Source organism: Streptomyces sp. L-9-10, assembly GCF_004151105.1.
Classification (GTDB): domain Bacteria; phylum Actinomycetota; class Actinomycetes; order Streptomycetales; family Streptomycetaceae; genus Streptomyces.
The window spans coordinates 77,176-99,293 of record NZ_PHRF01000161.1; the positions used below are offsets into that span (position 1 = coordinate 77,176).

14 protein-coding genes and 1 pseudogene are annotated in these 22,118 nt (G+C 71.1%); 8 read left to right on the forward strand and 7 right to left on the reverse strand.

Features of this window, described 5'->3' with window-relative positions; translation table 11 throughout:
* Positions 1 to 3 precede the first annotated feature (3 nt).
* Both CU044_RS32770 and CU044_RS32775 read right to left on the reverse strand, forming a co-directional pair.
* On the reverse strand, positions 4 to 1,353 hold the full coding sequence (locus CU044_RS32770; protein WP_129772372.1) for a M14 family metallopeptidase: 1,350 nt from the start codon (positions 1,351 to 1,353) through the stop codon (positions 4 to 6).
* Positions 1,353 to 3,398: a Xaa-Pro dipeptidyl-peptidase gene (locus CU044_RS32775; protein WP_129772373.1), complete on the reverse strand. Its 2,046-nt coding sequence runs from the start codon at positions 3,396 to 3,398 to the stop codon at positions 1,353 to 1,355. The genes CU044_RS32770 and CU044_RS32775 overlap by 1 nt, the downstream gene beginning before the upstream one ends.
* Before the next feature lie 188 nt (positions 3,399 to 3,586).
* Between CU044_RS32775 and CU044_RS32780 the strand changes: the two are divergent.
* Together CU044_RS32780 and CU044_RS32785 are read left to right on the forward strand one after the other, a co-directional pair.
* Positions 3,587 to 5,079: pseudogene (locus tag CU044_RS32780) on the forward strand (M1 family metallopeptidase).
* Positions 5,080 to 5,256: 177 nt separating this feature from the next.
* Positions 5,257 to 6,297 (forward strand): LacI family DNA-binding transcriptional regulator, encoded by a 1,041-nt coding sequence (locus CU044_RS32785; RefSeq protein ID WP_129772374.1) that lies wholly within the window; start codon positions 5,257 to 5,259, stop codon positions 6,295 to 6,297.
* 106 nt (positions 6,298 to 6,403) lie between these two features.
* Here CU044_RS32785 and CU044_RS32790 read toward each other — a convergent pair whose 3' ends face one another.
* On the reverse strand, positions 6,404 to 8,659 hold the full coding sequence (locus CU044_RS32790) for a glycosyl hydrolase (RefSeq protein WP_240045984.1): 2,256 nt from the start codon (positions 8,657 to 8,659) through the stop codon (positions 6,404 to 6,406).
* A gap of 265 nt (positions 8,660 to 8,924) precedes the next feature.
* On the opposite strand from CU044_RS32790, the gene CU044_RS32795 reads away from it, so the two are divergent.
* The 5 genes from CU044_RS32795 to CU044_RS32815 all read left to right on the forward strand — a co-directional run bounded on the left by CU044_RS32795 (position 8,925) and on the right by CU044_RS32815 (position 14,951).
* Positions 8,925 to 10,229, forward strand: a complete 1,305-nt coding sequence (locus tag CU044_RS32795) for an extracellular solute-binding protein (protein WP_129772375.1) — start codon at positions 8,925 to 8,927, stop codon at positions 10,227 to 10,229.
* 245 nt (positions 10,230 to 10,474) lie between these two features.
* A complete protein-coding gene (locus tag CU044_RS32800) occupies positions 10,475 to 11,443 on the forward strand; it encodes a sugar ABC transporter permease (RefSeq protein ID WP_129772376.1) in 969 nt (322 codons plus the stop codon).
* Entirely contained in the window at positions 11,440 to 12,345 is a 906-nt protein-coding gene (locus tag CU044_RS32805; protein ID WP_129772377.1) for a carbohydrate ABC transporter permease, read from the forward strand. Before CU044_RS32800 ends, CU044_RS32805 begins: the two co-directional genes overlap by 4 nt.
* Before the next feature lie 169 nt (positions 12,346 to 12,514).
* The gene (locus tag CU044_RS32810) at positions 12,515 to 13,912 is read left to right on the forward strand and encodes a GH1 family beta-glucosidase (protein ID WP_129772378.1); all 1,398 of its coding nucleotides are present in this window, start codon (positions 12,515 to 12,517) and stop codon (positions 13,910 to 13,912) included.
* Between the two features lie 310 nt (positions 13,913 to 14,222).
* A complete protein-coding gene (locus CU044_RS32815) occupies positions 14,223 to 14,951 on the forward strand; it encodes a MerR family transcriptional regulator (protein ID WP_129772379.1) in 729 nt (242 codons plus the stop codon).
* A gap of 99 nt (positions 14,952 to 15,050) precedes the next feature.
* Here the strand turns inward: CU044_RS32815 and CU044_RS32820 are convergent, their stop codons facing one another.
* From CU044_RS32820 to CU044_RS32830, 3 genes are all read right to left on the reverse strand, one after another.
* The gene (locus CU044_RS32820) at positions 15,051 to 17,255 is read right to left on the reverse strand and encodes a 3-hydroxyacyl-CoA dehydrogenase NAD-binding domain-containing protein (RefSeq protein ID WP_129772380.1); all 2,205 of its coding nucleotides are present in this window, start codon (positions 17,253 to 17,255) and stop codon (positions 15,051 to 15,053) included.
* Between the two features lie 147 nt (positions 17,256 to 17,402).
* Positions 17,403 to 18,617 carry an acetyl-CoA C-acetyltransferase gene (locus CU044_RS32825; protein ID WP_129772381.1) on the reverse strand — a complete coding sequence of 405 codons (1,215 nt, stop codon included), beginning with the start codon at positions 18,615 to 18,617 and terminating at the stop codon, positions 17,403 to 17,405.
* Positions 18,618 to 18,737: 120 nt separating this feature from the next.
* Complete coding sequence (locus CU044_RS32830) at positions 18,738 to 19,877, reverse strand: CaiB/BaiF CoA-transferase family protein (RefSeq protein WP_129772382.1); 1,140 nt, start codon at positions 19,875 to 19,877, stop codon at positions 18,738 to 18,740.
* A 301-nt stretch (positions 19,878 to 20,178) separates the two neighbouring features.
* Between CU044_RS32830 and CU044_RS32835 the strand changes: the two genes are divergently transcribed.
* A complete protein-coding gene (locus CU044_RS32835) occupies positions 20,179 to 21,381 on the forward strand; it encodes a saccharopine dehydrogenase NADP-binding domain-containing protein (protein WP_129772383.1) in 1,203 nt (400 codons plus the stop codon).
* Positions 21,382 to 21,434: 53 nt separating this feature from the next.
* Here the strand turns inward: CU044_RS32835 and CU044_RS32840 are convergent, their stop codons facing one another.
* A complete protein-coding gene (locus tag CU044_RS32840; protein WP_129772384.1) occupies positions 21,435 to 22,115 on the reverse strand; it encodes an endonuclease V in 681 nt (226 codons plus the stop codon).
* Positions 22,116 to 22,118 lie beyond the last annotated feature (3 nt).

The following is a 22,118-nucleotide window of genomic DNA, read 5'->3' on the forward strand; positions in this document are numbered from 1 at the left end:
CGGTCAGCAGGCGGCGGGCGTCGCGGCGGTCAGGTGGTACTCCGCCCGCTCGTCGAGGAGCAGCGGCACCAGATTCCGCTGCGACTGGCGGAGCGGTACGACCGCGCCCTTGCCGAGCGGTACGGACACGACGCCGTGCAGGGCGAGTTCGTCCTTGACGTCCGCGTACTGGGCCGCGTCGAGACGGTAGCCGCACGGCGGGTCCTGGAGGATCTTCTCGGGGGCCGCGGGTTCGTTGTCGGCGCCGCCGAGATAGACAGGACCGCGGTCCTTCAGTCCGGCCAGCCGGGCGGTGGCCGTGGCGGTCACGATCCGCGCCCTCCGCTCGTCGGTGAAGGTGAACAGGCCCTTCAGCGAGTCGAGTTGGCTGGTCACGCGGCGCCGGTTGTTGAGCGCCTCGTCGGCCTTCTCGGCGTCGGTGAGGGGATCGACCCGGCTCTCGATCAGCAGGCCGATCGCGTGCTTGACGCCGGAGGCGTTGCGCAGGATGCGTTCCTGGCCGTCGCCGGCGGTCTGCTTGATGGGGTCGCCGGTCGCCGGGTCGGTCCAGATGCCGTAGGTGCCGATGGAGTGGCCGGCCGCGCGCGCGGCGGGCCGTACGTACCGCTCCGAGAGTGCCTGCGACTCGTCGTGCACCCGCGCGTCGGTGTTGAGGTTGCGCGGCCAGAGGTCGAACAGATCCTCGTCGTAGTACGGCGGGGTGGCGCCGTACTCGTGCAGGTCGTAGATGATGTCCGGCTTCCGGTCGCGGATGACGGCGGCCATCGCGCGGCCCTCGGCCGTCTTCAGCGCGATGTGGTCGCGGTTGATGTCGACGCCGTCGGAGTTGCCGCGGGTGTCGGCTGCCCGGCCGTCCGGGTTGGCGGTCGGGATGACGAGCACGCTCGTACGGGCCAGGAAGCGCTGGGTGGCGCGGTCCTTGGCGTAGGCGAGGTCGCGGACCGTGGTCAGACACGCCTCGCGGCCCGACGGTTCGTCGCCGTGCTGGCTGCAGACGAGCAGCACGGTGGCGGGCGCGCGCCGGGCGCCCAGCTCGACGAGCTGGAGCGGCCGGCCCTGCTTGGTGGTGCCGATGGTCGTCAGAGCGGCGCGGTCGCTGCCGCGGTCGACGGCCGACAGGAACTGCTGCTCCTGCGCCTGGCTGGTCCAGTTCGCGCCGTCGCCGGTCTCGAATTCCGTACGCGGCGGGGTGCCGGCGCCGCGACCGGAGGAGGCCTGACCGGACGGGGCCTGGGCGGACGTTGCCTGACCGGAGGTGGCCTGGGCGGGGAGGGCCGCTATCGGCAGTACGAGGGCCGCGGCGGTCACCGCCAGGACGAGGGTGCGCAGGCGGGGTGTCTTACGGGGCGTCATCAGGTGCGGTCTCCCGGGATCGGAGGTGTCCGGCGCGGCTCGGCCACGCCGTCAGGACGGGACTCTCGGGGTGCGCTGTGCGGCGGGACGGTGCCGGTCGTGGCGCGGGTGAAGGCCTCGGCGCCGCCGACGAGCGGCAGCTTCGCGGACGTTCGGGCGAGATCGAGGGTGAGGGTCGGGGTGGTGGACGGCGGGTCGATCAGGCCCTGGTCCGTTCCGCCGATGATCAGGGCGAGCCGGTGGCCGGCGGGTACGACATGGTCGCTCGCGGCGAGTTGGACGGTGAGGGTGTACGGCTTGCCGGGGGTGAGCGGGCGGCCGTGGCCGGCCGAGGCGTAGGTGCCGAGATCGGCCCAGCCGCGGCTGAAGACGGTGTGGTCGACGTCCGCCGTCCTGGCCTCGGTCTCCCGGTAGCAGGAGCTGTCGGCGGTGGTGCTCGGGCCCCAGCAGGTGCGTTCGGTGAGGGTGGTGATGCCCTCGCCCGCGTGCCCGTAGTCACGGATGGTGTCGGGACCGAGGTCGACGAGGACCGCGGAGAGATGGGCGGTCGAGGTGGACGGGGTGGCGGTGACGGTCACCGTGGAGGAGCCGGAGAGCCGTAGATCGCGGCTGAGCGGCCGGGTGACGAAGCCGGACTTGGCGGTGGTGGACCGGTCGATGTCCGCGGCCCAGTCGGACTCGCTCAGGCGCGGATCGTCCGTGAAGGTCTCGGTCGTGCCGGGCCGGGCGGGGGTACGGCCGAGCGTGCCCACGCCGGGGACCTCGCCCGCGGCGGGGCGCACGGCGGTGGCGGCGGTGGCGCGCGGCGGCCACACCCTGTCGGTGGTCCAGCGGTCGGGGGCGCGCTCGATGTCCGCCATGGGCTCGCGGTCGACGCCGTTGTCGTAACCGAGCAGATAGTGGTCGAACCAGCGGTGCAGGGTGGCGACCCATTCGGTGCGGCGGAAGTCGAACGGGTCGACATGGCCGGTCTGGGAGAGCCAGATCTTGCGCTCCACGCCCGCGTCGGCGAGCGCGTCCCACCACTGGCCGAGGTGCTTGGTTCGGACGTTGAGGTCCTGCATGCCGTGTACGGCGAAGACGCTGGCCCTGACGTTGCCGGCGTTCCGTACGTAGTCGCGCTCGCTCCACAGCCGGGTCCAGTCGCCGGTGCGCGGCGCTTCGTCGATCAGCCGCTGCTGAACGGCCTGGCAGCGGTCGCGGGCCTCGGGGCTCTCCACGTAATCGGAGAGCCATTCGGGCCCCGAGTCGTAGAGGGGGGCGCCCTGGGCGAAGTAGTAGTCGTACCAGGAGCTGATCGCGGCGATCGGGACGATGGTCCTGAGCCCCTTGACGCCGGTGGCGGCGACGCCGTTGGCGATGGTGCCGTCGTAGCTCTTGCCGATCATGCCGGTGGCGCCGGTGGTCCAGGAGGCCCGTACGGGGTCGGTGCCGGTACGGCTGCCGTACGCGCGGGCGCGGCCGTTGAGCCAGTCGACGACGGCCTTGGCCGACAGGACGTCGGAGCGTCCGCCGACGTCGGCGCAGCCGTCGGAGCGGTTGGTGCCGGTCAGGTCGACGGCGACGAAGGCGTAGCCGCGCGGCACGAAGTAGTTGTCGTAGTGCAGCGGGAAGCCGGCGGGGTCGCCGTTCGCGTCATAGGTCTTCTTCTGGCTCTCGTTGCCGCGTCCGCAGCAGGAGTAGTACGGGGAGGCGTCCATGATCACGGGGATCTTCCGGCCCGACCGCGCGGCCTCGCGGGGCCGTACGACATCGACGGCGACCCGGTCGGTGCTGCCGTTCGCGTCGCCGTCGATCCCGGTGTCCACCCAGACGGACTCCCGGATGGCGTTCTCGTAGGAGTAGACGGGCTCGCTCCGGCGCGGGGGCGGCCCGGCCGTCGCCGCCGGCCGCGAGCTCTGCGCCTCCTGAGCCGCCGACGCGCCGTGCGCCGCTTGTGCTCCCTGGGCTCCCGTCGGCGTGAGCAATACCCCCAGCAGCGCCGCGGAGGCTGCCGCGACCAGCGTTCTGCATGACCAGCGGGCGCCCCGCGCACGGATCTCCATGGGGCGGAAGGTACCCCCGTCAACTCGCGCGCAAAAGAGGGCAGTCGTGGGAAGCGAGGGGCGGGCGGGGCCCGTACGGGATGTCCGCCGCATGGCAATCATGTGACATAACGGGCCATGAACATGACCATCCGGCGATGTGCTCAATAGGGTCAGGAGATCTTTGATCCCCAGGATTTGGAGCACCCGTGCACCGCAGATTCATCGTTCCGGGCGTCCTCGCGGCTTCGCTTCTGCTGGCGATCCCGGCATCCGCCGCGGACTTCTCCCCGGGCGCCCCGGGCATCGGCGACCCCTATTACCCGGCCAGCGGCAACGGCGGATACGACGTGTCGCACTACGACCTCAGGCTCACCTACCAGCCCGCCACCGATCTGCTCCAGGGCACGGCGACCCTCCTCGCCACGGCCCGGCAGGACCTCTCCCGCTTCCATCTCGACTTCGGGCTGGCGGTCGAGGAGGTCAGGGTGAACGGGCGGAAGGCGGCGTTCGCCGCCACCGGCGGCCAGGAGCTGGAGATCACCCCGGCCACGCCGCTGACGAAGGGTCAGCCTGCCTCGGTGGTGGTGCGGTACGCCGGCAAGCCGTCCGAGCTGAAGATCGACGGTTATACGGCCTGGCAGCGCACCCCGGACGGCGGGGTCGCGGCCCAGGAGCCGGAGTCGGCGGTGTGGTGGTACCCGTCCAATGACCATCCGCTCGACAAGGCGACATACGACATCTCGGTCTCGGTGCCCGACGGCACCCAGGCGATCAGCAACGGCGTTCTCCAGTCGCGGAGTTCGAAGCTCGGCTGGACCCGCTACAACTGGCGTTCCAACAAGCCGCAGGCCACGTATCTCACGACGCTGGCCGTCGGTGAGTTCGACATCACCACCGACAGGACCGCGGACGGGCTGCCGATCCTCAACGCGTACAGCAAGGACCTCGGGGACAACGCGGGGGCGGCGCGGGCGAGCGTGGAGCGGACCGGTGAGGTGGCGGAGTGGCTGACCGGTGTCTTCGGCCCCTACCCGTTCAACGCGCTCGGCGGTTACGTGCCCAATGTGACCAGCGGCTTCGCGCTGGAGACGCAGACGCGGCCCTTCTACAGCCCGAAGCAGTTCGCGAACGGCGCGAACGTCTCGGTGGTCGTCCATGAGCTGGCGCACCAGTGGTACGGCGACAGTGTCTCGGTCCGCGGCTGGAAGGACATCTGGATCAACGAGGGCTTCGCCCGCTACAGCCAGTGGCTGTGGTCGGAGAAGGAGGGCGAGGGCACCGCGCAGGAGCTGGCCGACTATCTGTACGCGCGGTACCCGGCCGACGACGCGTTCTGGACGGTGAAGCCGGGCGACCCGGGCCCGGACAACCAGTTCCACGGCGCGGTCTACGACCGTGGCGCGCTGGCTCTCCAGGCGCTGCGGAACAGGATCGGGGACGAGGACTTCTTCGCGGTCCTGAAGGGCTGGCCGGCCGAACACGCCTATGGAAACGCCTCCGTGAACGACTTCGTGACCTACGCGGAGCGGATCTCGGACACGCCGCTCGCCGGGCTCTTCGACACCTGGCTCTTCCAGCCGTCGAAGCCCGCCGGCGGGGCCGCCGCGCCACGGCGGGTCCCGTACGGTCCGACGCGGCGCCGGAGCGGCCCGCGTCCTGGCAGCGGATCGCCGCCACGAACACGATCCACGAGCGCTGACGGCGGCCCTCCCGCCCCGCCGCCGACCTGCCCCACCGCCGTGCCGTGCCGCCCTTCCCGGGTGGCACGGCACACTGCTTTCCCTGCTGGGGCGGGCATGGAAGCGCTCTCAGGAATTCTCCGGGAGCGGCTAGGCTGGAGGTTGTCCTGTCCGTTGTACGACGAGGAGCGCCCGTTTTGACCGAGCCGTTCCCTGGGGCCCGCCCCACTCTGGAAGCCGTCGCGGCGCTCGCCGGTGTCTCCCGGGCCACGGCCTCCCGGGTCGTCAACGGCGGGGCGGGGGTGCGACAGCCGCTGGTCGAGAAGGTGCGACGGGCGGTCGAGGAGCTGGGCTACGTACCGAACCACGCGGCACGCACGCTGGTCACCCGGCGTACCGGCGCTGTCGCCGTGATCATCGCCGAGCCGGAGATCCGGATCTTCTCCGACCCGTTCTTCTCCCAGCAGATCCGTGGTATCAGCAAGGAACTGACCGCGCACGACTACCAGTTGGTGCTGCTGCTGCTCGAAGGGCCCGGCGACTACGACCGGATCGCCCGCTATCTGGCGGGCGGCCATGTCGACGGCGCGCTCGCCTTCTCGCTGCACACCGACGATCCGATCCCGGAGATCACCCGGCGGGCCGGGATGCCGACGGTCTACGGCGGCCGGCCGGGCTGGACCAAGGCACCGGACCACCGGGCCGTGCCGTATGTGGACGCCGACAACCGCGGCGGGGCCCGGGAGGCCGTGCGGTATCTGCGGGACCTCGGGCGGCGGCGGATCGCGCATATCGCGGGGCCGCGCGACCAGACCTCGGCCACCGACCGGCTCGACGGCTACCGCGATGTGCTGCTGGACGAGGATCCCGCGCTGATCGCCGAGGGGGCGTTCACCGAGGAGAGCGGGGCGCGGGCGATGACCACACTGCTGGAGCGGTGTCCCGATCTGGACGCGGTGTTCGCCGCCAACGATCTGATGGCCTCGGGCGCGCTGCGGGTGCTGAAGGAGCGCGGGATCGCGGTGCCGGACGAGGTGGCGCTGGTGGGGTTCGACGACATGGACTCGGTCGCCGGGGTCACCGACCCGCCGCTGACCACCGTCCAGCAGGACATCGAGGGGCAGGGCCGGCTGATGGCGCGGCTGCTGCTGCGCGGGCTCGACCGTGAGCGCGAGGGCGAGGAGGCCCCGGCGTCGGTGATCACCCCGACCACGCTGGTACGGCGGGCCTCGGCCTAGGGCCTGTCTTCCAAGTAGCGCCGCCAGGCAGGCGGGACTTTGAAGACAGGCCCTGGCCGGGCCCGCCGTCCCGGGTCCGCCCGCAGGGTAGCGGGCGGTCCGACGACTACTTCGTCGCTGTCGAGCGGGCCGGTACGTCGAGCGTCGTACCGTCCGAGAAGGTGACGGTCCGCGCCGCCGACTCGAAGTTGTGCGCCGCGTAGGTGCGTACGCCGCCCTTGCTGAAGACGGCCGAGGACGGGACGGACCCGGTCACCGTCGCGTCGGGGGCGCCGAGCGCGTCGAGCGTGGCGATCCAGTGGTAGGTGTGCGCCTTGGACTCACCCGCCTCGGGGGTGTATCCCGCGTTGCCCGCGTCCCACTTGGCCTTGGCACCCGCCGGATCGGCGAGGGCCTCGAACTCCCAGAGAATGTCGCGCCATTCGACGGCCGGGCCGCCGTTCTCCCGTTCCAGCTCGGCGAGATTGCGCTGGATCGCGGCCTTCTCCCGGCCCAGATGCAGTGAACCGCCGGTCACGGGGAGGACGTTGATGCCGTGGATCTCCTCGGGGTTGGCGGTCCACCAGGTGGAGTACGCGGCGCCGCTGCCCCACACCATGCCGGCCGTGTCATGGCCGAAGGAGGACGGGAAGACCTCCTCGTCGGCGTCGAACCAGTACTGGGCGATCGCCTCGGACTCGGTGGCCAGCAAGTAGCTTCCCAGATCGCGCAGTTCGGCGTCGCCGGTCGCGGAGCCCCACAGGACGAGCGCGGCGCTGAGGTTGGTGGACTCCGACGACGACTCCTGGTTGTTGCCCGCCGCGAACCCCTGGTGCCCGGAGGCCCAGCTGTGGCCCGCGTACACGTCGAAGCCGCGCAGGAAGGGGAAGGCGGTGTCGGTGCGGCTGGGGTTGGCGGCGTCACGGACCAGCGTCTTCACCATGCCGCCCCAGGCGGAGTCGGCGGCCCACCCCTGGTCGTACTGGGCGACGATCGCCGCCGCGTACACGTAGTAGCTGTAGTGGAAGTGGTGGTCGTTGAGTTCCGTGTCACTGCCGTAGGACGCCGGGTAGCCGATCAGCGTCTTCCAGTCCTTGTCGTACGAGAACTCACTCGCGCCGCCCGCCGTGAACCACTCCTCCAGCCGGCTCTTGAGCAGTCCGAGGAGCTTGTCGCGGGTCGCGCTCTCACCGATCTGGTCGGCCATGGGCACGAGTTGGGCGAGCTTGCCCAGTGCCTTTCCGGTCCAGTACGTGTCGGTCGCGCCCGAGAACGGATCGCCCGCGCCCGCCACCTCGTCCAGATAGCCCTTGAGCCGCGTCTGGTCGACACCGCTCGACTTCGGCAGCGCGGGCAGCACCCCGGAGGACGCCTGGGAGGTGGTGAAGGAGGCGGACTCGCGGACCTTCATCGTGCCGCGCGGTGAGACATAGGTGTACGGGGTCAGCGCGTCGGTGGTGTTCAGCCACTGGTGCCGGTAGAGGGCCTGGAGGGTGCCGGTCTCGGTGCCCTCCTGGGGATCGGTGGTGAGGCTGTAGGTCGCCTTGACCGTGCCGCCCTCGGTGCTCCAGCTCACCTTCGAGCCGGTGACGAAGCTGTACGCGTACTTCTTGTACGTGGCGAGCGCGTCGGTGGACGGGAGGACCGCGAGCGAGAAGTAGTCGGCGCCGCCGAGCCCGGCCGTCACGGTGGATCCGGAGACGGCCCAGTCGCTGCCGGACGGGGCGAACAGGGCGTAGTGGTGGCCCGCGACGGTGATGCCGAGAACGTTGCCGTCGTCGGCGAAGACAGCGGGCGCGGCGGCGGTGGTGATCCGCGCGTCGCCGCCCGAGCCCTTGGCGTAGACGAAGGGCAGACCGTGGCCGATGGTGGTCCGCAGGGTGCGGGCACCGTCGGACCAGTACGGTGTCACGGTCCAGTCCGACCAGGCGTCGGCCTTGGTGTCCGGCGAGTTGAGCCCGGTCAGGCCGAGGGTGAGATCGGCCTTGTGGGCGTATTCGTACTGGCGGCCGTCGCCGACGATCGCCGGAGTGGTCGGATAGCCGACCTCCAGACCGCCCGCCGTCGCCTGATAGGTGAGGGGGTGGCCGTACATGGGGGTGGAGTACGGATTGTCGCCGTACCGCTGGAAGGCCAGCGAGGACCACCAGTCGTTGGTGGGCAGCGGCCGGGCGCGCGCGGCCTCGGTCACCTTCGGGGTGACGGGAGTACCGGTGTTGGTGGTGGGGCCGGATGTGCCGGCGGGCCTGCTGTCCGAGTAACTGCCGGAGCCGACAGGCACGTTGGCGGCCATCGCCGGGGACGCGGCGGGGCCCAGGCCGACGGCGGCCAGGGCGGTGGCCAGAATCAGCGCCGAGGCGGGTCTGGCGCGGGAGACGGACATGGACGGCACCTCGAAGACATGGGGGGCAAGGGCGTCCGAGAGCGCTCTCAGATGGCACGAAACGTAAAACTCCTGAAACAGAAGTGTCAATACGTCTGGCACGGAAGGCAGTTCAAGGCGAGCCTTGAACTGACCGGCAGCCGTTATGTGTTCGAGTCTTGACGAAGGGTGGCAGGCCGGGGCACGCTCCAGCCATCTCTTGAGAGCGCTCTCAACTGCCTCTCGCGGGTACTCCGTTGTATTCCGAAGCCAAGGGAGGCTTCCCATGCCCAACGCCCGAGCCGCCAGGAGGGCCGCAGTCCGTCTCGGTGCGGTCGTGCTCTCCGGGGCACTCCTCGCCGCGTGCGGATCCGGTTCCTCGGGGGGAACCTCCGACAGCGCGGGTGGCAAGGTCACGCTGACGGTCGACCTCTTCGGATCGTTCGGCTACAAGGAGGCGGGACTCTACGCGGAGTACCAGAAACTCCACCCGGACATCACGATCAAGCAGAGCGACACCGAGGACGAGGCCGACTACTGGAAGTCGCTCCAGACCCGGCTGGCCGGCGGGGGCGGGCTCGGCGACGTCCAGGGCGTCGAGGTGGGCCGGATCGCCTCGGTCACCCAGCAGCAGTCCGACAAATTCGAAGACTTGAAGCAGTACGGCGCGGACAAGCTGAAGGACCAGTTCGCCGAAGCCAAGTGGTCCGCCGCCACGACGGAGGACGGCCGGATCCTGGGGCTCGGCACGGACGTCGGGCCCGAGGCGATGTGCTACCGCACGGATCTGTTCAAGCAGGCGGGGCTGCCGACGGACCGTGACGAGCTGAGCCAGAAGTGGTCCACCTGGGACGGCTATCTCGCCCTCGGCGAGGAGTACAAGAAGAAGTCGCCCGCGAAGGGCGCCTGGATCGACAGCATCGGCAGCCTCTTCTCGATCATGATCGGCCAGGAGGAGGAGCGGTACTACGACGCCTCCGGAAAGCTGATCTACGAGAACAACCCTGCCGTGAAGACCGCCTGGGACACCTCGGTGGAGGCCGCGGAGTCCGGGCTGAGCGCCAAGCTCGACCAGTGGTCGCCGCAGTGGAACCAGGCGTTCGCGGCCGGCTCGTTCGCCACCATTCCGTGCCCCGCCTGGATGCTCAGCTACATCAAGGGCCAGGCAGGGGAGACCGGTTCGGGCAAGTGGGACATCGCCAAGCTGCCCGGCGGCGCGGGCAACTGGGGCGGCTCGTATCTCTCCGTCCCGCGTGCCGCCAAGCACAAGAAGGAGGCGTACGAGCTGATCGAGTGGCTGACCGCACCCGAACAGCAGGCCAAGCTCTTCCAGAAGCAGGGGCTCTTCCCGTCCGCCACGGGCGCCATCGACAAGGTCTCGGGCGCCAAGGACCCGTACTTCTCGGACGCGCCGATCGGCCAGATCTTCGGTGACGCGGCCAAGGCCTCCCCCGTGCAGGTCCTCGGGGTCCATGACGCCAATGTCAACCAGCAGATCACCAACGCGCTGAGCGAGGTGGAGCGCAAGGGCACCTCGTCCGACAAGGCGTGGTCCACCGCGAAGAAGGGCGTCGACAACGTCATCGGCTGACATCGACAACGTCATCGGCTGACATCGGCATCGCCGTCGGCTGATCACCGCATCAGCCGAAGCGGTCGCCGGAGGCAGGCACCGGGCGGATTCCACATCTCGTCCCCGCACGGCGCCTGCCCCCGGTCCCGGTCCCGTCCCTTCCCCCGGCGTGTCACGAACGTCCCGCCCGGCTCGCGACGCCCCGCGGACGGACGGCCCCATGCGCGCCACACGCCCCAGCCCACGCTTCCGAAGGCCGTTCCATGACCCTCACCGCCACCGCGAAGGCCGCGTCACCGCCGCCGTCCGGACCACCCGCCGCGCGGGCGTCCGCCGCGCGCCGCGCCTGGCGCACCTTCTCGCCGTACGCCTATATCGCCCCGTTCTTCACACTGTTCGCGGCCTTCGGGCTGTTCCCGCTGATCTACACCGCGTTCGTCTCGCTCTACCGGGTGGAGCTCCAGACGCCCGGCGACATGGAGTGGCGCGGGTTCGGCAACTACACCGCGCTCTTCACCGACGAGTTCTTCTGGACCTCGCTGCGCAACACCTTCACCATCGGGGTGCTGTCGACCGTCCCGCAGCTGGCGATGGCCCTCGGCCTGGCCCATCTGCTCAACTACAAGCTGCGCGGCCGGACGTTCATCCGCACGGCGATCCTGCTGCCGTACGCCACCTCGGTCGCCGCCGCGACGCTGGTCTTCGCCCAGCTCTTCGGCCGCGACTTCGGTCTGATCAACTACGTACTGGGGCTGGTCGGTTTCGACCCGGTGGACTGGCAGACCGGTACGGTCGCCTCGCAGATCGCCGTCTCGTCGATCGTCATCTGGCGCTGGACCGGCTACAACGCGCTGATCTATCTGGCCGGAATGCAATCCATCCCCAGCGAGCTGTACGAGGCCGCCGAGGTGGACGGGGCCTCGCGCTGGCGGCAGTTCATCCATGTCACGCTGCCGGGGCTGCGCCCCACGATCGTCTTCACCGCCGTCGTCTCGACGATCGGCGCGACCCAGCTGTTCGGTGAGCCGCTGCTCTTCGAGGGGTCGATCTCGGGCGGTATCTCACACCAGTACCAGACCCTCGGCCTCTATATGTACGAACAGGGCTGGGGCTTCTTCCATCTGGGCCGGGCCGCCGCGATCGCCTGGGTGATGTTCGTCCTGATCCTGCTGCTGGTCGGCGTCAACGCCCTGATCGCCCGCCGCCGTTCCCGTAAGGAGGCCGGCCGATGACCGCGCTCGCCGCACCGCCCACCCCGCCGCCGGGGACCGAGGACCGGCCACGGCGCTCCGTACGACGCGGCGGCCGGGCCGGGCGCACGATGCACGGGGGCAGGCTCTCGTACGCGATCCTGGCCGTCGCGCTGCTCATCTCGGTGTTCCCGTTCTACTGGACGATCGTCGCCGCCAGCCGCTCCAACGCCGAGCTGGCGAAGGTACCGCCGAGCCTGCTGCCGGGACCGAACCTCATCCGCAACTTCGAGGCGGTGCTGGCGGAGGCCGATATCGGCAAGGCCCTCCTCAACTCCTTCATCGTGTCCGGCTCGATCACCGTGGGCACGGTGCTGTGCTGCACCCTCGCGGGGTTCGCCTTCGCCAAACTGCGCTTCCGCGGCCGGGGCGCGCTGCTCGCCGTGACCGTGGGCACGATGATGATCCCGCCGCAGCTCGGCGTGATCCCGCTGTTCATGCTGATCGCCGAACTCCAGTGGGTGAACCAGCTCCAGGCCGTCATCCTGCCCGGACTCGTCTCCGCCTTCGGGGTGTTCTTCATGCGGCAGTATCTGGTGCAGTCGCTGCCCGACGAGCTGATCGAGGCCGCCCGGGTGGACGGCGCCTCCACGGCACGGATCTTCTGGTCGATCGTGGTGCCCATCGCCCGGCCCGGGATGGCCGTGCTCGGCATGCTGACCTTCATGGCCGCCTGGAACGACTTCTTCTGGCCGATCATCGCGCTCTCCTCACAGAATCCGACCGTGCAGGTGGCGCTGCGCCAGCTCGGCGGCGGCTATGTCCACGACCAGTCCGTGATCATGGCGGGCACTCTGCTCGGCACGCTGCCCGTGCTCCTGGTCTTCGGTCTGCTGGGCCGGCAGATCGTCGGCGGCATCATGCAGGGCGCCGTCAAGGGGTGATGCCCCGCCCCGTCGCGCGTCCCCCCACGGTCGGGCACCCCACCGCCCGTCGCGCACCCACCGCCCGTCGCACACCCGTCATCTGTCGCGCGCACCCGCCACCGCGCCCTACGAGTCCCCCGCCGCCTCCCCCCACTGTTCTGTCTCATCTCACGGGAGTTCCTTCCATATGACCGCTGTCGACGCACGCCCCGAGACCACCGCGGAGCTGCGCTTTCCCCGCGGCTTCCGCTGGGGGACGGCCACCGCCGCGTACCAGATCGAGGGGGCCGCCACCGAGGACGGCCGTACCCCGTCCATCTGGGACACCTTCAGCCGCGCTCCCGGCCGGGTCCGCAACGGCGACACCGGCGACATCGCCGCCGACCACTACCACCGGATGGACGAGGACGTCGCGCTGCTGAAGGAGCTGGGGGTCACGGACTACCGCTTCTCGGTGGCCTGGCCGCGCGTCCAGCCGACCGGCCGCGGCCCGGCCGTACAGCGCGGTCTGGACTTCTACCGGCGGCTGGTCGACGCGCTGCTGGCGGCGGGGATCCGGCCGGTCGCGACGCTCTACCACTGGGATCTGCCCCAGGAGCTGGAGGACGCGGGCGGCTGGCCGCAGCGCGACACGGCGCCGCGGTTCGCGGAGTACGCGAAGATCGTCGCCGAGGCGCTCGGTGACCGGGTGGCCACCTGGACCACCCTCAACGAGCCGTGGTGCGCGGCGTTCCTGGGGTACGCCTCCGGTGTCCACGCCCCGGGCCGTACGGATCCGGTCGCCGCGCTGCGCGCCGCCCACCACTTCAATCTCGCCCACGGTCTGGCCACCCGCGCGCTGCGCGACGCGCTGCCGAGGAAGTCCGAGATCTCGCTGACCCTCAATCTGCACGCCGCCCGGCCGCTGACGGACTCGGCGGCCGACCTCGACGCGGTGCGCAGGATCGATGCCGTCGGGAACCGGATCTTCCTCGATCCGGTGTTCCACGGGCGGCTGCCCGCGGACCTGGTCGAGGACACGGCCTCGCTGACGGACTGGTCGTTCGTCCGGGACGGCGATCTGGCGACCGCCTCCGCGCCCATCGACTCGCTGGGGATCAATTACTACTCCCCCACGGTCGTCGCGGCCGGCTCCTGCGACACCCCGTCACCGTGGCCGGGCGCGGAGAAGCATGTGCGGTTCGTACCCGCGCCGGGACCGCGTACGGCGATGGACTGGCCGGTCGACGCGGACGGACTGTACGAACTGCTGACGCGGCTGCGGGACGAACTGCCGGCCACCCCGCTGATGGTCACCGAGAACGGCGCGGCGTACGACGACTACGCGGATCCGTCCGGCGCGGTGCACGACCCCGAGCGGGTGGCCTATCTGCGCGCCCATCTCCACGCCGTCCACCGCGCGATCGCGGACGGCGCGAAGGTGCGCGGCTATTTCCTCTGGTCGCTGCTGGACAACTTCGAGTGGGCGTACGGCTACAGCAAGCGGTTCGGCATCGTCCATGTGGACTTCGCGACGCAGCGCCGCACGGTGAAGGACAGCGCGCGCTGGTACGCGGGCGTCATCGGCCGGGGCGGTCTGGACTGAGCCGCGGCCGTATGGTCCGGCCCTGACCGATACCGATGTCCGCCGGGGCTCCACCTCGGACCGCGAGGTGGCGCCCCGCGGTGCTGTCCGAGGTGGCCGTCGCTTTCACCAGGCCGCCGCTTTCACCAGGCCGCCGCTTCACCGTGGCGCCGCTTTCACGGTGCTGGTGGAATCTCCGTGCTGGTGGAATCTCCGTGCTGGTGGTTTCACCACGCCGGTGGTTTCACCACGCCGGTGGCACAGCAATACTGTTGCACCGAGTCGACCTGTCGATCTGTCGGCCCGGAGCAGCGGAAGGCGGGGCGCGGACATGGCCACTGGGAGCGAGGAGCCGACACTCACCGTCGACGAGCTGGCGGCCCGCGCCGGGGTCACCGTACGCACCGTCCGCTTCTACAGCACCCGCGGGCTGCTGCCGCCGCCGGTGATCGGGCCGCGCCGGGTCGGGCACTACGGCCGGGACCATCTGTCCCGGCTCGCCCTGATCGAGGAGCTTCAGCGGCTGGGCATGACGCTCGCCGCGATCGAACGCTATCTGGAGCGGCTGCCGCCCGGTCTGAGCGCGCAGGACCTGGCCATCCACCGGGCGCTGGTGGCCTCCTGGGCACCGGACTCCGCCGAGGACGCGACCCGGGCCGAGCTGGAGCGCCGGGCCGGTCGCGCGCTGTCGGAGGAGGACATCGACCGGCTCGCCGCGATGGGCGCCCTGGCGCGCGCCGACGGCCCGGACAGCTACCGGCTCGATCCCGGGCTGCTGCGGCTGGGCGTCGAGCTGCTGGACGTACCGATCCCGCAGGAGACGATCCTCGCGGCCCGTACGGTCCTGCTGGAGCACACGCGCGAGGCGGCGTACGAGCTGACGCGGCTGTTCCGGGACGAGGTGTGGACTCCGTACCGGGACCAGGGGTCCGACCCCGGGCATGTCGCGGCGATGAAGTCGCTCTCGGCCCATATGCAGCCGCTGGTGATGCAGGCGCTGGTGACGGCGTTCCAGCGGTCGCTGAAGGAGGAGCTGCGGGCCGCGTTCGAGGCGGAGTGACCACCCTCCGCCTCGAACGCGGCCTGCGCCCCCGGGCGTTCTCGCCGCTCAGGCCCGGTCGCCGATCAGCCGCGGTCGCCGCTCAGACCGGGCCGCCGCTCAGGCCCGGTCACCGAACGTCTCGCCCCGCTCCGCCTTCTCGACCAGCAGCGCGGGCGGCTCGAACCGGCTGCCGTACCGCTCCGCCAGCTCCCGGGCGCGCGCCACGAAGCCGGGCAGGCCGCCCTCGTACCCGTTGATGTACTGGAGCACTCCGCCCGTCCAGGCCGGGAAGCCGATGCCCATGATCGAGCCGATATTGGCGTCCGCGACCGAGGTCAGGACGTTCTCCTCCAGACAGCGCACGGAGTCCAGCGCCTCGGAGAAGAGCATCCGTTCCGTCATGTCGCGGAACGGGACCTCCGTACGGGCCTCGCCCTCCGGTGTGCCGAAGTGCTCGCGCAGGCCGGGCCAGAGGCGGGTCCGCCTGCCGTCCTCGCCGTACTCGTAGAAGCCCGCGCCCCCGCTCCGTCCCGGCCGGCCGAACTCGTCCACCATCCGGTCGACGACCGCGTCCGCCGGGTGCGCGGTCCAGGTGCCTCCGGCCTCCTCGACCGCGCGCCTCGCCTCGTTCCGGATCTTCCTGGGCAGGGTGAGCGTCAGCTCGTCCATCAGCGAGAGGACCTTGGCGGGGTAGCCCGCCTGCGCGGCGGCCTGTTCGACCGAGGCGGGCTCGACGCCCTCGCCGACCAGCGCCACCCCCTCGTTGATGAACTGCCCGATCACCCGCGAGGTGAAGAAGCCGCGCGAGTCATTGACCACGATCGGGGTCTTCCTGATCGCGCGTACCAGATCGAACGCGCGGGCCAGTGCCTCGTCCCTGGTCCGCTCCCCCTTGATGATCTCCACGAGCGGCATCTTGTCGACCGGCGAGAAGAAGTGCAGCCCGATGAAGTCGGCGGGGCGGGAGACGCCCTCGGCGAGCACCGTGATGGGCAGGGTGGAGGTGTTGGAGCAGAGCAGTGCGTCGGGCTCGACGATGTCCTGGATCCCCTGGAACACCTTGCGCTTGAGCGCGGTGTCCTCGAAGACCGCCTCGATCACCACGTCGCATCCGGCGAGGCCCGCGGGGTCGGCGGTCGGCGTGATCCGGGCGAGCAGCGCGTCCCGCTCGGCCTCGGTCGTACGGCCCCGGGAGAGCGCTTTGGCGAGCAGTTTCCCGGAGTGCGCCTTCCCCTTGGCCGCGGCCTCCTCCGATACGTCCTTCAGCACGACGTCGAATCCGGCACGCGCGCAGGAGTACGCGATGCCCGCGCCCATCATCCCCGCGCCGAGGACCGCGACCTTGCGGATCTCGCGCGGTGCGATGCCCTGGGGGCGGCCCGCGCCCGAGTTGACGGCCTGGAGGTCGAAGAAGAACGCCTGGATCATGTTCTTGGCGGTCTGGCCGGTGACCAGTTCGGCGAAGTAGCGCGCCTCGATGGTCTGCGCGGTCTCGAAGTCGACCTGGGAACCCTCGACGGCCGCCGCGAGGATATTGCGGGGCGCCGGGTACGGGGCGCCCGCCGTCTGCTTCTTCAGGTTGGCGGGGAACGCGGGCAAGTTGGCGGCGAAGCGGGGGCTGGAGGGCGTACCCCCGGGGATCTTGTAGCCCTTGACGTCCCACGGCTGGGACGACTCGGGGTGGGCGTCGATGAAGGCGCGGGCGCGCGCGAGCATGTCGTCCGCGTCGGCGGCGATCTCATGGACCAGCCCGTTCTCCAGGGCGCGCGCCGGGGAGTACTGGGTGCCCTGGAGCAGCACCTTGAGCAGCGCGTCCGCGACGCCCATCAGCCGTACGGTACGGGTGACCCCGCCGCCCGCGGGCAGCAGCCCGAGCGTCACCTCGGGCAGCCCGATCTTGGAGCCGGGCGTGTCCAGGGCGATCCGGTGGTGGCAGGCGAGGGCGATCTCGTAACCGCCGCCCAGGGCCGCGCCGTTGAGGGCGGCGACGACGGGCTTGCCGAGGGTCTCGATGCGGCGCAGGGCACGCTTGACGGCCATGCTGCTCTCGAAGACCCCCGCGGCGTCGGCCGGGCCGAGCTTGATCATGTCCTTGAGGTCGCCGCCCGCGAAGAAGGTCTTCTTCGCGGAGGTGACGATGATGCCGCGGATGCTGTCCTTCTCGGCCTCCACACGGTCGGCGATCGCCGCGATGGACTGCCGGAACGCCTGGTTCATGGTGTTGGCGGACTGGACGGGGTCGTCGAGGACGAGGGTGACGACACCGGTCCCGTCCTGCTCCCAGCGAATCGCCGGGGCGGCCGGGGTGGTGGACTCGCTCATGCTGCTGCTCCGTATCGGGAATCCGGGCGGGGGGTCCAGGAGGGCGGGGTCGGTCCAGAGGGCGGGGATCCAGGAGGGGCGAGATTCCAGGAGGGCGGGGATCCGGACCGTCTGACGGGGGTCCGGGAGTGCGGGGAGTGCGGGCCGTCAGAGACGTTCCACGACGGTGGCAACGCCCATGCCGCCGCCGACGCAGAGCGTGACGAGGCCGAACCGCTTGTCCTGGCGCTCCAGTTCGTCGACGAGCGTGCCGAGGATCATCGCGCCGGTGGCCCCCAGCGGATGGCCGAGCGCGATGGCGCCGCCGTTGACATTGACCTTGTCGAGCGAGAGGCCCATCTCACCGGCGAAGCGCAGCACGACCGCCGCGAAGGCTTCGTTGATCTCGACGAGGTCGATGTCGTCGATGGTCAGTCCGGCCTTGGCGAGTGCCTTGCGGCTGGCGGGGGCGGGGCCGGTGAGCATGATCGTCGGCTCGGAGCCGGAGACTGCCGCGGAGACGATCCGGGCGCGGGGCGTGAGTCCGTAGCGCTCGCCGGTCTCCCGGGAGCCGATGGCGACCAGGGCCGCGCCGTCCACGATGCCGGACGAGTTGCCCGCGTGGTGGACATGGTCGATCTTCTCGACCCAGTGGTACTTCTGGAGGACGACGGCGTCGAAGCCGCCCCGGTCGCCGATCCCCGCGAAGGAGGGCTTCAGCGCGGCGAGCGAGTCGGCGGTGGTGCCGGGGCGCATGTGCTCGTCGTGGTCGAGGACGGTGAGCCCGTTGCGGTCGAGGACCGGCACGACCGACCGGTCGAAGCGGCCCTCCTTCCACGCGGTGGCCGCCCGTTCCTGGGACAGCGCGGCGAACTCGTCCACATCGCGTCTGCTGAAGCCGCCGAGGGTGGCGATCAGGTCGGCGCCGATGCCCTGCGGGGCGAAGCCCGTCGCGAAGCTGGTCATCGGGTCCATGGCCCAGGCGCCGCCGTCGGAGCCCATCGGCACGCGCGACATCGACTCGACGCCGCCCGCGAGGATCAGATCCTCCCAGCCGGAGCGGATCTTGGCGGCGGCCAGGTTGACGGCCTCCAGGCCGGAGGCGCAGAAGCGGTTCTCCTGTACGCCCGCGACGGAGTCGGGCAGTCCCGCGGCGATGGCCGCGATCCGGGCGATGTCCGAGCCCTGGTCGCCGAGCGGGCTCACCACACCGAGCACGATGTCATCGATCGCCGCCGGGTCGAGCCCGGGGAGGCGGCGGCGCAGCTCATGGATCAGTCCGACGACGAGATCGATCGGCTTGGTGCCGTGCAGGGCTCCATTGGCCTTGCCGCGGCCGCGCGGGGTGCGGATCGCGTCGTAGACGAACGCTTCGGTACTCACGGCGACTGCCTTTCAGGATGAGGAGGAGGGACGAGGGGAACGGAAGGGGGGACGAGGGGAACGGAACGATGCGGAGCCGCGGAGATGCTGGAGTGACGTTTCACGTACCGGCGCTTCACCTCAGCTGTCCTCCTTGTCCCCCGCGGCGCGTTCGGGCAGATCCCAGTCGCGCGCCACCTCCGCGGTGTCGGCGCCGGGCCGCGCGGGCGGGCGGCGCACCGACCCGGGGGTGACGGAGAACCGCGGCGCGGGGGCGGGCTGGGTGAGTCCCGCGTGGTCGGTGAAGGTGCCGCGGGCCGCCAGATGGGGGTGGGCCGGGGCCTCGCGCAGGGAGAGCACCGGCGCGACACAGGCGTCCGAGCCCTCGAAGACCGCCGTCCACTCCTGGCGCGTCTTCGTTCTGAACCGGGCCGCGACCGCCTCGCGCAGCTCGTCCCAGCGCCCGAAGTCCTTGCGCGGCGGCAGCTCTTCGGCGATGCCGAGCAGCTCCACGAACTCGTTGTAGAACCGCTGTTCCAGGGCGCCGACCGCCATGTACTCGCCGTCGGCGGTCTCGTACGAACCGTAGAACGGGCTGCCCCCGTCGAGCAGATTGGCGCCCCGCCGGTCCTGCCAGCCGCCCGCGCCCATCATGGCGTGGATCATGGTGGTGAGATGGGCGGTGCCGTCCACGATCGCCGCGTCCACCACCTGTCCGGCGCCGTCGGGCGTACGCGCGTGCTGGAGCGCCGCGAGGACCCCGATGACCAGATAGAGCGCGCCGCCCGCGTAGTCGCCGAGCAGATTCGCCGGGAGCGCGGGGGGCTCCCCCGCCGTGCCGATCATGGAGAGGGCGCCGGTGACGGCGATATAGCCGATGTCGTGCCCGGCGCGCTCGGCGAGCGGGCCGTCCTGGCCCCAGCCGGTCATCCGCCCGTACACCAGCCGCGGATTGCGGTCCAGGCACTCCCGCGGGCCGACGCCGAGGCGCTCGGCGACACCCGGCCGGTATCCCTCGATGAGGATGTCGGCGCGCTCGGCCAGATCGAGGACGCGGGCCGCGCCGTCCTCGGTCTTGAGGTCGATCAGTACGGACCGCTTGTTGCGGTTGGTCAGGTCGTGGGCCGGATCGATGCCGAGGCCCGCGCCGCCGGGACGGTCGACCCGTACGACATCGGCGCCGAGGTCGGCGAGGGTCATCGCGGCGAACGGACCGGGGCCGATACCGGCCAGCTCGACCACGCGTACGCCGGTCAGCGGACCTTTTCCTGCGGCTGTCATCTGACTCCCGGCCCTATGTGACACAACTGATGTAACAGCAGTGATGCTAAGAACGTGCTCCACTCCGCACAACCCTCCGGGCAGAGCAAGCGCTTAGTCCACTGTCGAGCCTATGCCGACCCGGACCGGTTCGCGATGAGCGTTCCCGCCCACACCCGTGAGATCTCACGCCACAGGGCAATCCCAGAGGGCAATCATCGCCAGAAGGGTCGCCGGGATCACCGGGAGGGGCACTGGATCGCGGGGAGGGGCACTAATCTCGGCCACCGGCAATGGAGCGGGGCGAACGGCGGAGGAGCCAATGGCCAGGAGGAACGGGACGGAGCGCCCGTACGACATCGTGCTGTTCGGAGCGACGGGCTTCGTGGGGACGCTGACCGCGGAGTATCTCGCGGCCCACGCGCCCGAGAACTGCCGCTGGGCCATCGCCGGCCGCGATCTCACCCGGCTGGAGCGGCTGCGGGAACGGCTCACCGCGCTCAATCCGGGGTGCGCCGTGCTCCCCGTACTGCGGGCAGACTCGGCGGACCCCGACTCGCTGCGGGCCCTCGCCGAGTCCGCCCGGGTCGTCGCCTCGACCGTCGGACCGTATCTCTGGTACGGCGAGGGGCTCGTCGCGGCGTGCGCGGAAGCGGGGACGGACTACGCCGATCTGTGCGGCGAGGCCGAGTTCCTGGACCGGATGTATCTGCATTACGACGTCCGTGCCCGGGAGACCGGGGCGCGGCTCGTACACGCCTGCGGCTTCGACGCGGTCCCGAGCGACCTGGGCGCGTACCTCACCGTCCAGCGGCTGCCGGAGGACGTACCACTGCGCGTGGACGCGTTCGTACGCTCCAACGCCCTCTTCTCCGGCGGAACGCTCGCCTCCGCGATGACCGCCATGAGCCGCGGCCGACAGCTGCTGCACGCCGCGCGCGAGCGGCGGCTGTACGAGCCGAGGCAGGTCGACCGCCGCGTGCGCGGATCGCTCGGCGCACCGCACTTCAGCCGGGAGACCGGGTACTGGGCGCTGCCGCTGCCGACGCTCGACGCACAGGTGGTGGCGCGCTCGGCGGCGGCGCTGCCGCGCTACGGCCCCGATTTCCGCTACCGGTACTTCGCCGGGGTGAGGACTCTGCCGGTGGCGCTGGGCGGCAGCGCGGCGGCGGGAGTGGGCGTCGCCCTGGCCCAACTGCCCCCGGTCCGCGACTGGCTGACGCGCCGCTTCGCGTCGGGCACCGGCCCTGACCTCGAACGCAGGCGGGCGAGCGACTTCTCGCTGCGCCTGGTGGGCACGGGCGGCGGGCACCGGGTCTTCACCGAGGTCTCGGGCGGCGACCCCGGCTATGACGAGTCGGCGAAGATGCTGGCCGAGTCGGCGCTCTCGCTCGCGCTGGACGAACTGCCCGACACCGCGGGCCAGGTGACCACGGCGGTGGCGATGGGCGACGCGCTGCTGGGGCGGCTGCGGGCGGCGGGGCTGGGGTTCAGGATCGTGGACGCGCGCACGCTGGACGAGTAGGTCCGGCCGGCCGGGTAACGGCCGAGTACCGGCGGGGCGCCCGGCTCTCCCCGTCAGTCGGTCGCCGCGCGCAGCGCGCCGCGGCAGAGCGCGTCGGCCCGCCGGGTGGACTCGGGAAGACGGTAGTCGGGTGCCAGCCGCAGCGTGTGCGCGCAGGCGTTGTCGAGGCCGACGCGGTGGCCGACCGAGACGAACACCGGCTTGACGCCCTCCTGCGTGCGCAGCGCCCGCCCGACCTCCTCGCCGTCGTCGGCCAGCAGCGGCGAGGAGTCACCGCGCCGGCCGCCCGGCTGCTCGTACGAGAACGTGAACGGGTTCTTGGCCACGCCGATCACGGGGAGGCCGGTGAGCACCCCGAGATGCGCGGCGAGCCCGAAGCGCCGCGGGTGGGCCAGGCCGTAGCCGTCGCAGACGACGAGACCGGGGTCCGAGGTGAGCGCTTCGAGGGCGGCCAGGACGGTGGGGATCTCCCGGAAGGCGAGCAGTCCGGGCACGTAGGGGAAGGCGACCGTGCCGACGGCGGTGGCCTCCTCGACGACGGCGAGGGTGGCGGCATCGAGCACGACGGCCGCGGCGGCGACGACATCGCGCTCGTCGTCGTACGCCACGTCCACCCCGGTCACCAGCCCGGTACCGGGCGGCGGCCCCGGCTCGTCCCGTACGACCAGGTCGCGCAGCTCGTCCTGGATGGCACGGGCCTCGGTCTCGTCCCCGGGTGTTCTGATCATCTTCATGGT

Excerpts from the sequence above, each read along its gene's own strand:
- CU044_RS32820 (WP_129772380.1), bottom strand. The coding sequence starts at position 17,255 with ATGAGCGAGTCCACCACCCCGGCCGCCCCGGCGATTCGCTGGGAGCAG.
- CU044_RS32830 (WP_129772382.1), bottom strand. The coding sequence starts at position 19,877 with ATGACAGCCGCAGGAAAAGGTCCGCTGACCGGCGTACGCGTGGTCGAG.
- CU044_RS32795 (WP_129772375.1), top strand. The coding sequence starts at position 8,925 with ATGCCCAACGCCCGAGCCGCCAGGAGGGCCGCAGTCCGTCTCGGTGCG.
- CU044_RS32840 (WP_129772384.1), bottom strand. The coding sequence starts at position 22,115 with ATGAAGATGATCAGAACACCCGGGGACGAGACCGAGGCCCGTGCCATC.
- CU044_RS32815 (WP_129772379.1), top strand. The coding sequence starts at position 14,223 with ATGGCCACTGGGAGCGAGGAGCCGACACTCACCGTCGACGAGCTGGCG.
- CU044_RS32790 (WP_240045984.1), bottom strand. The coding sequence starts at position 8,659 with ATGTCCGTCTCCCGCGCCAGACCCGCCTCGGCGCTGATTCTGGCCACC.
- CU044_RS32810 (WP_129772378.1), top strand. The coding sequence starts at position 12,515 with ATGACCGCTGTCGACGCACGCCCCGAGACCACCGCGGAGCTGCGCTTT.
- CU044_RS32805 (WP_129772377.1), top strand. The coding sequence starts at position 11,440 with ATGACCGCGCTCGCCGCACCGCCCACCCCGCCGCCGGGGACCGAGGAC.
- CU044_RS32775 (WP_129772373.1), bottom strand. The coding sequence starts at position 3,398 with ATGGAGATCCGTGCGCGGGGCGCCCGCTGGTCATGCAGAACGCTGGTC.
- CU044_RS32835 (WP_129772383.1), top strand. The coding sequence starts at position 20,179 with ATGGCCAGGAGGAACGGGACGGAGCGCCCGTACGACATCGTGCTGTTC.
- CU044_RS32800 (WP_129772376.1), top strand. The coding sequence starts at position 10,475 with ATGACCCTCACCGCCACCGCGAAGGCCGCGTCACCGCCGCCGTCCGGA.
- CU044_RS32770 (WP_129772372.1), bottom strand. The coding sequence starts at position 1,353 with ATGACGCCCCGTAAGACACCCCGCCTGCGCACCCTCGTCCTGGCGGTG.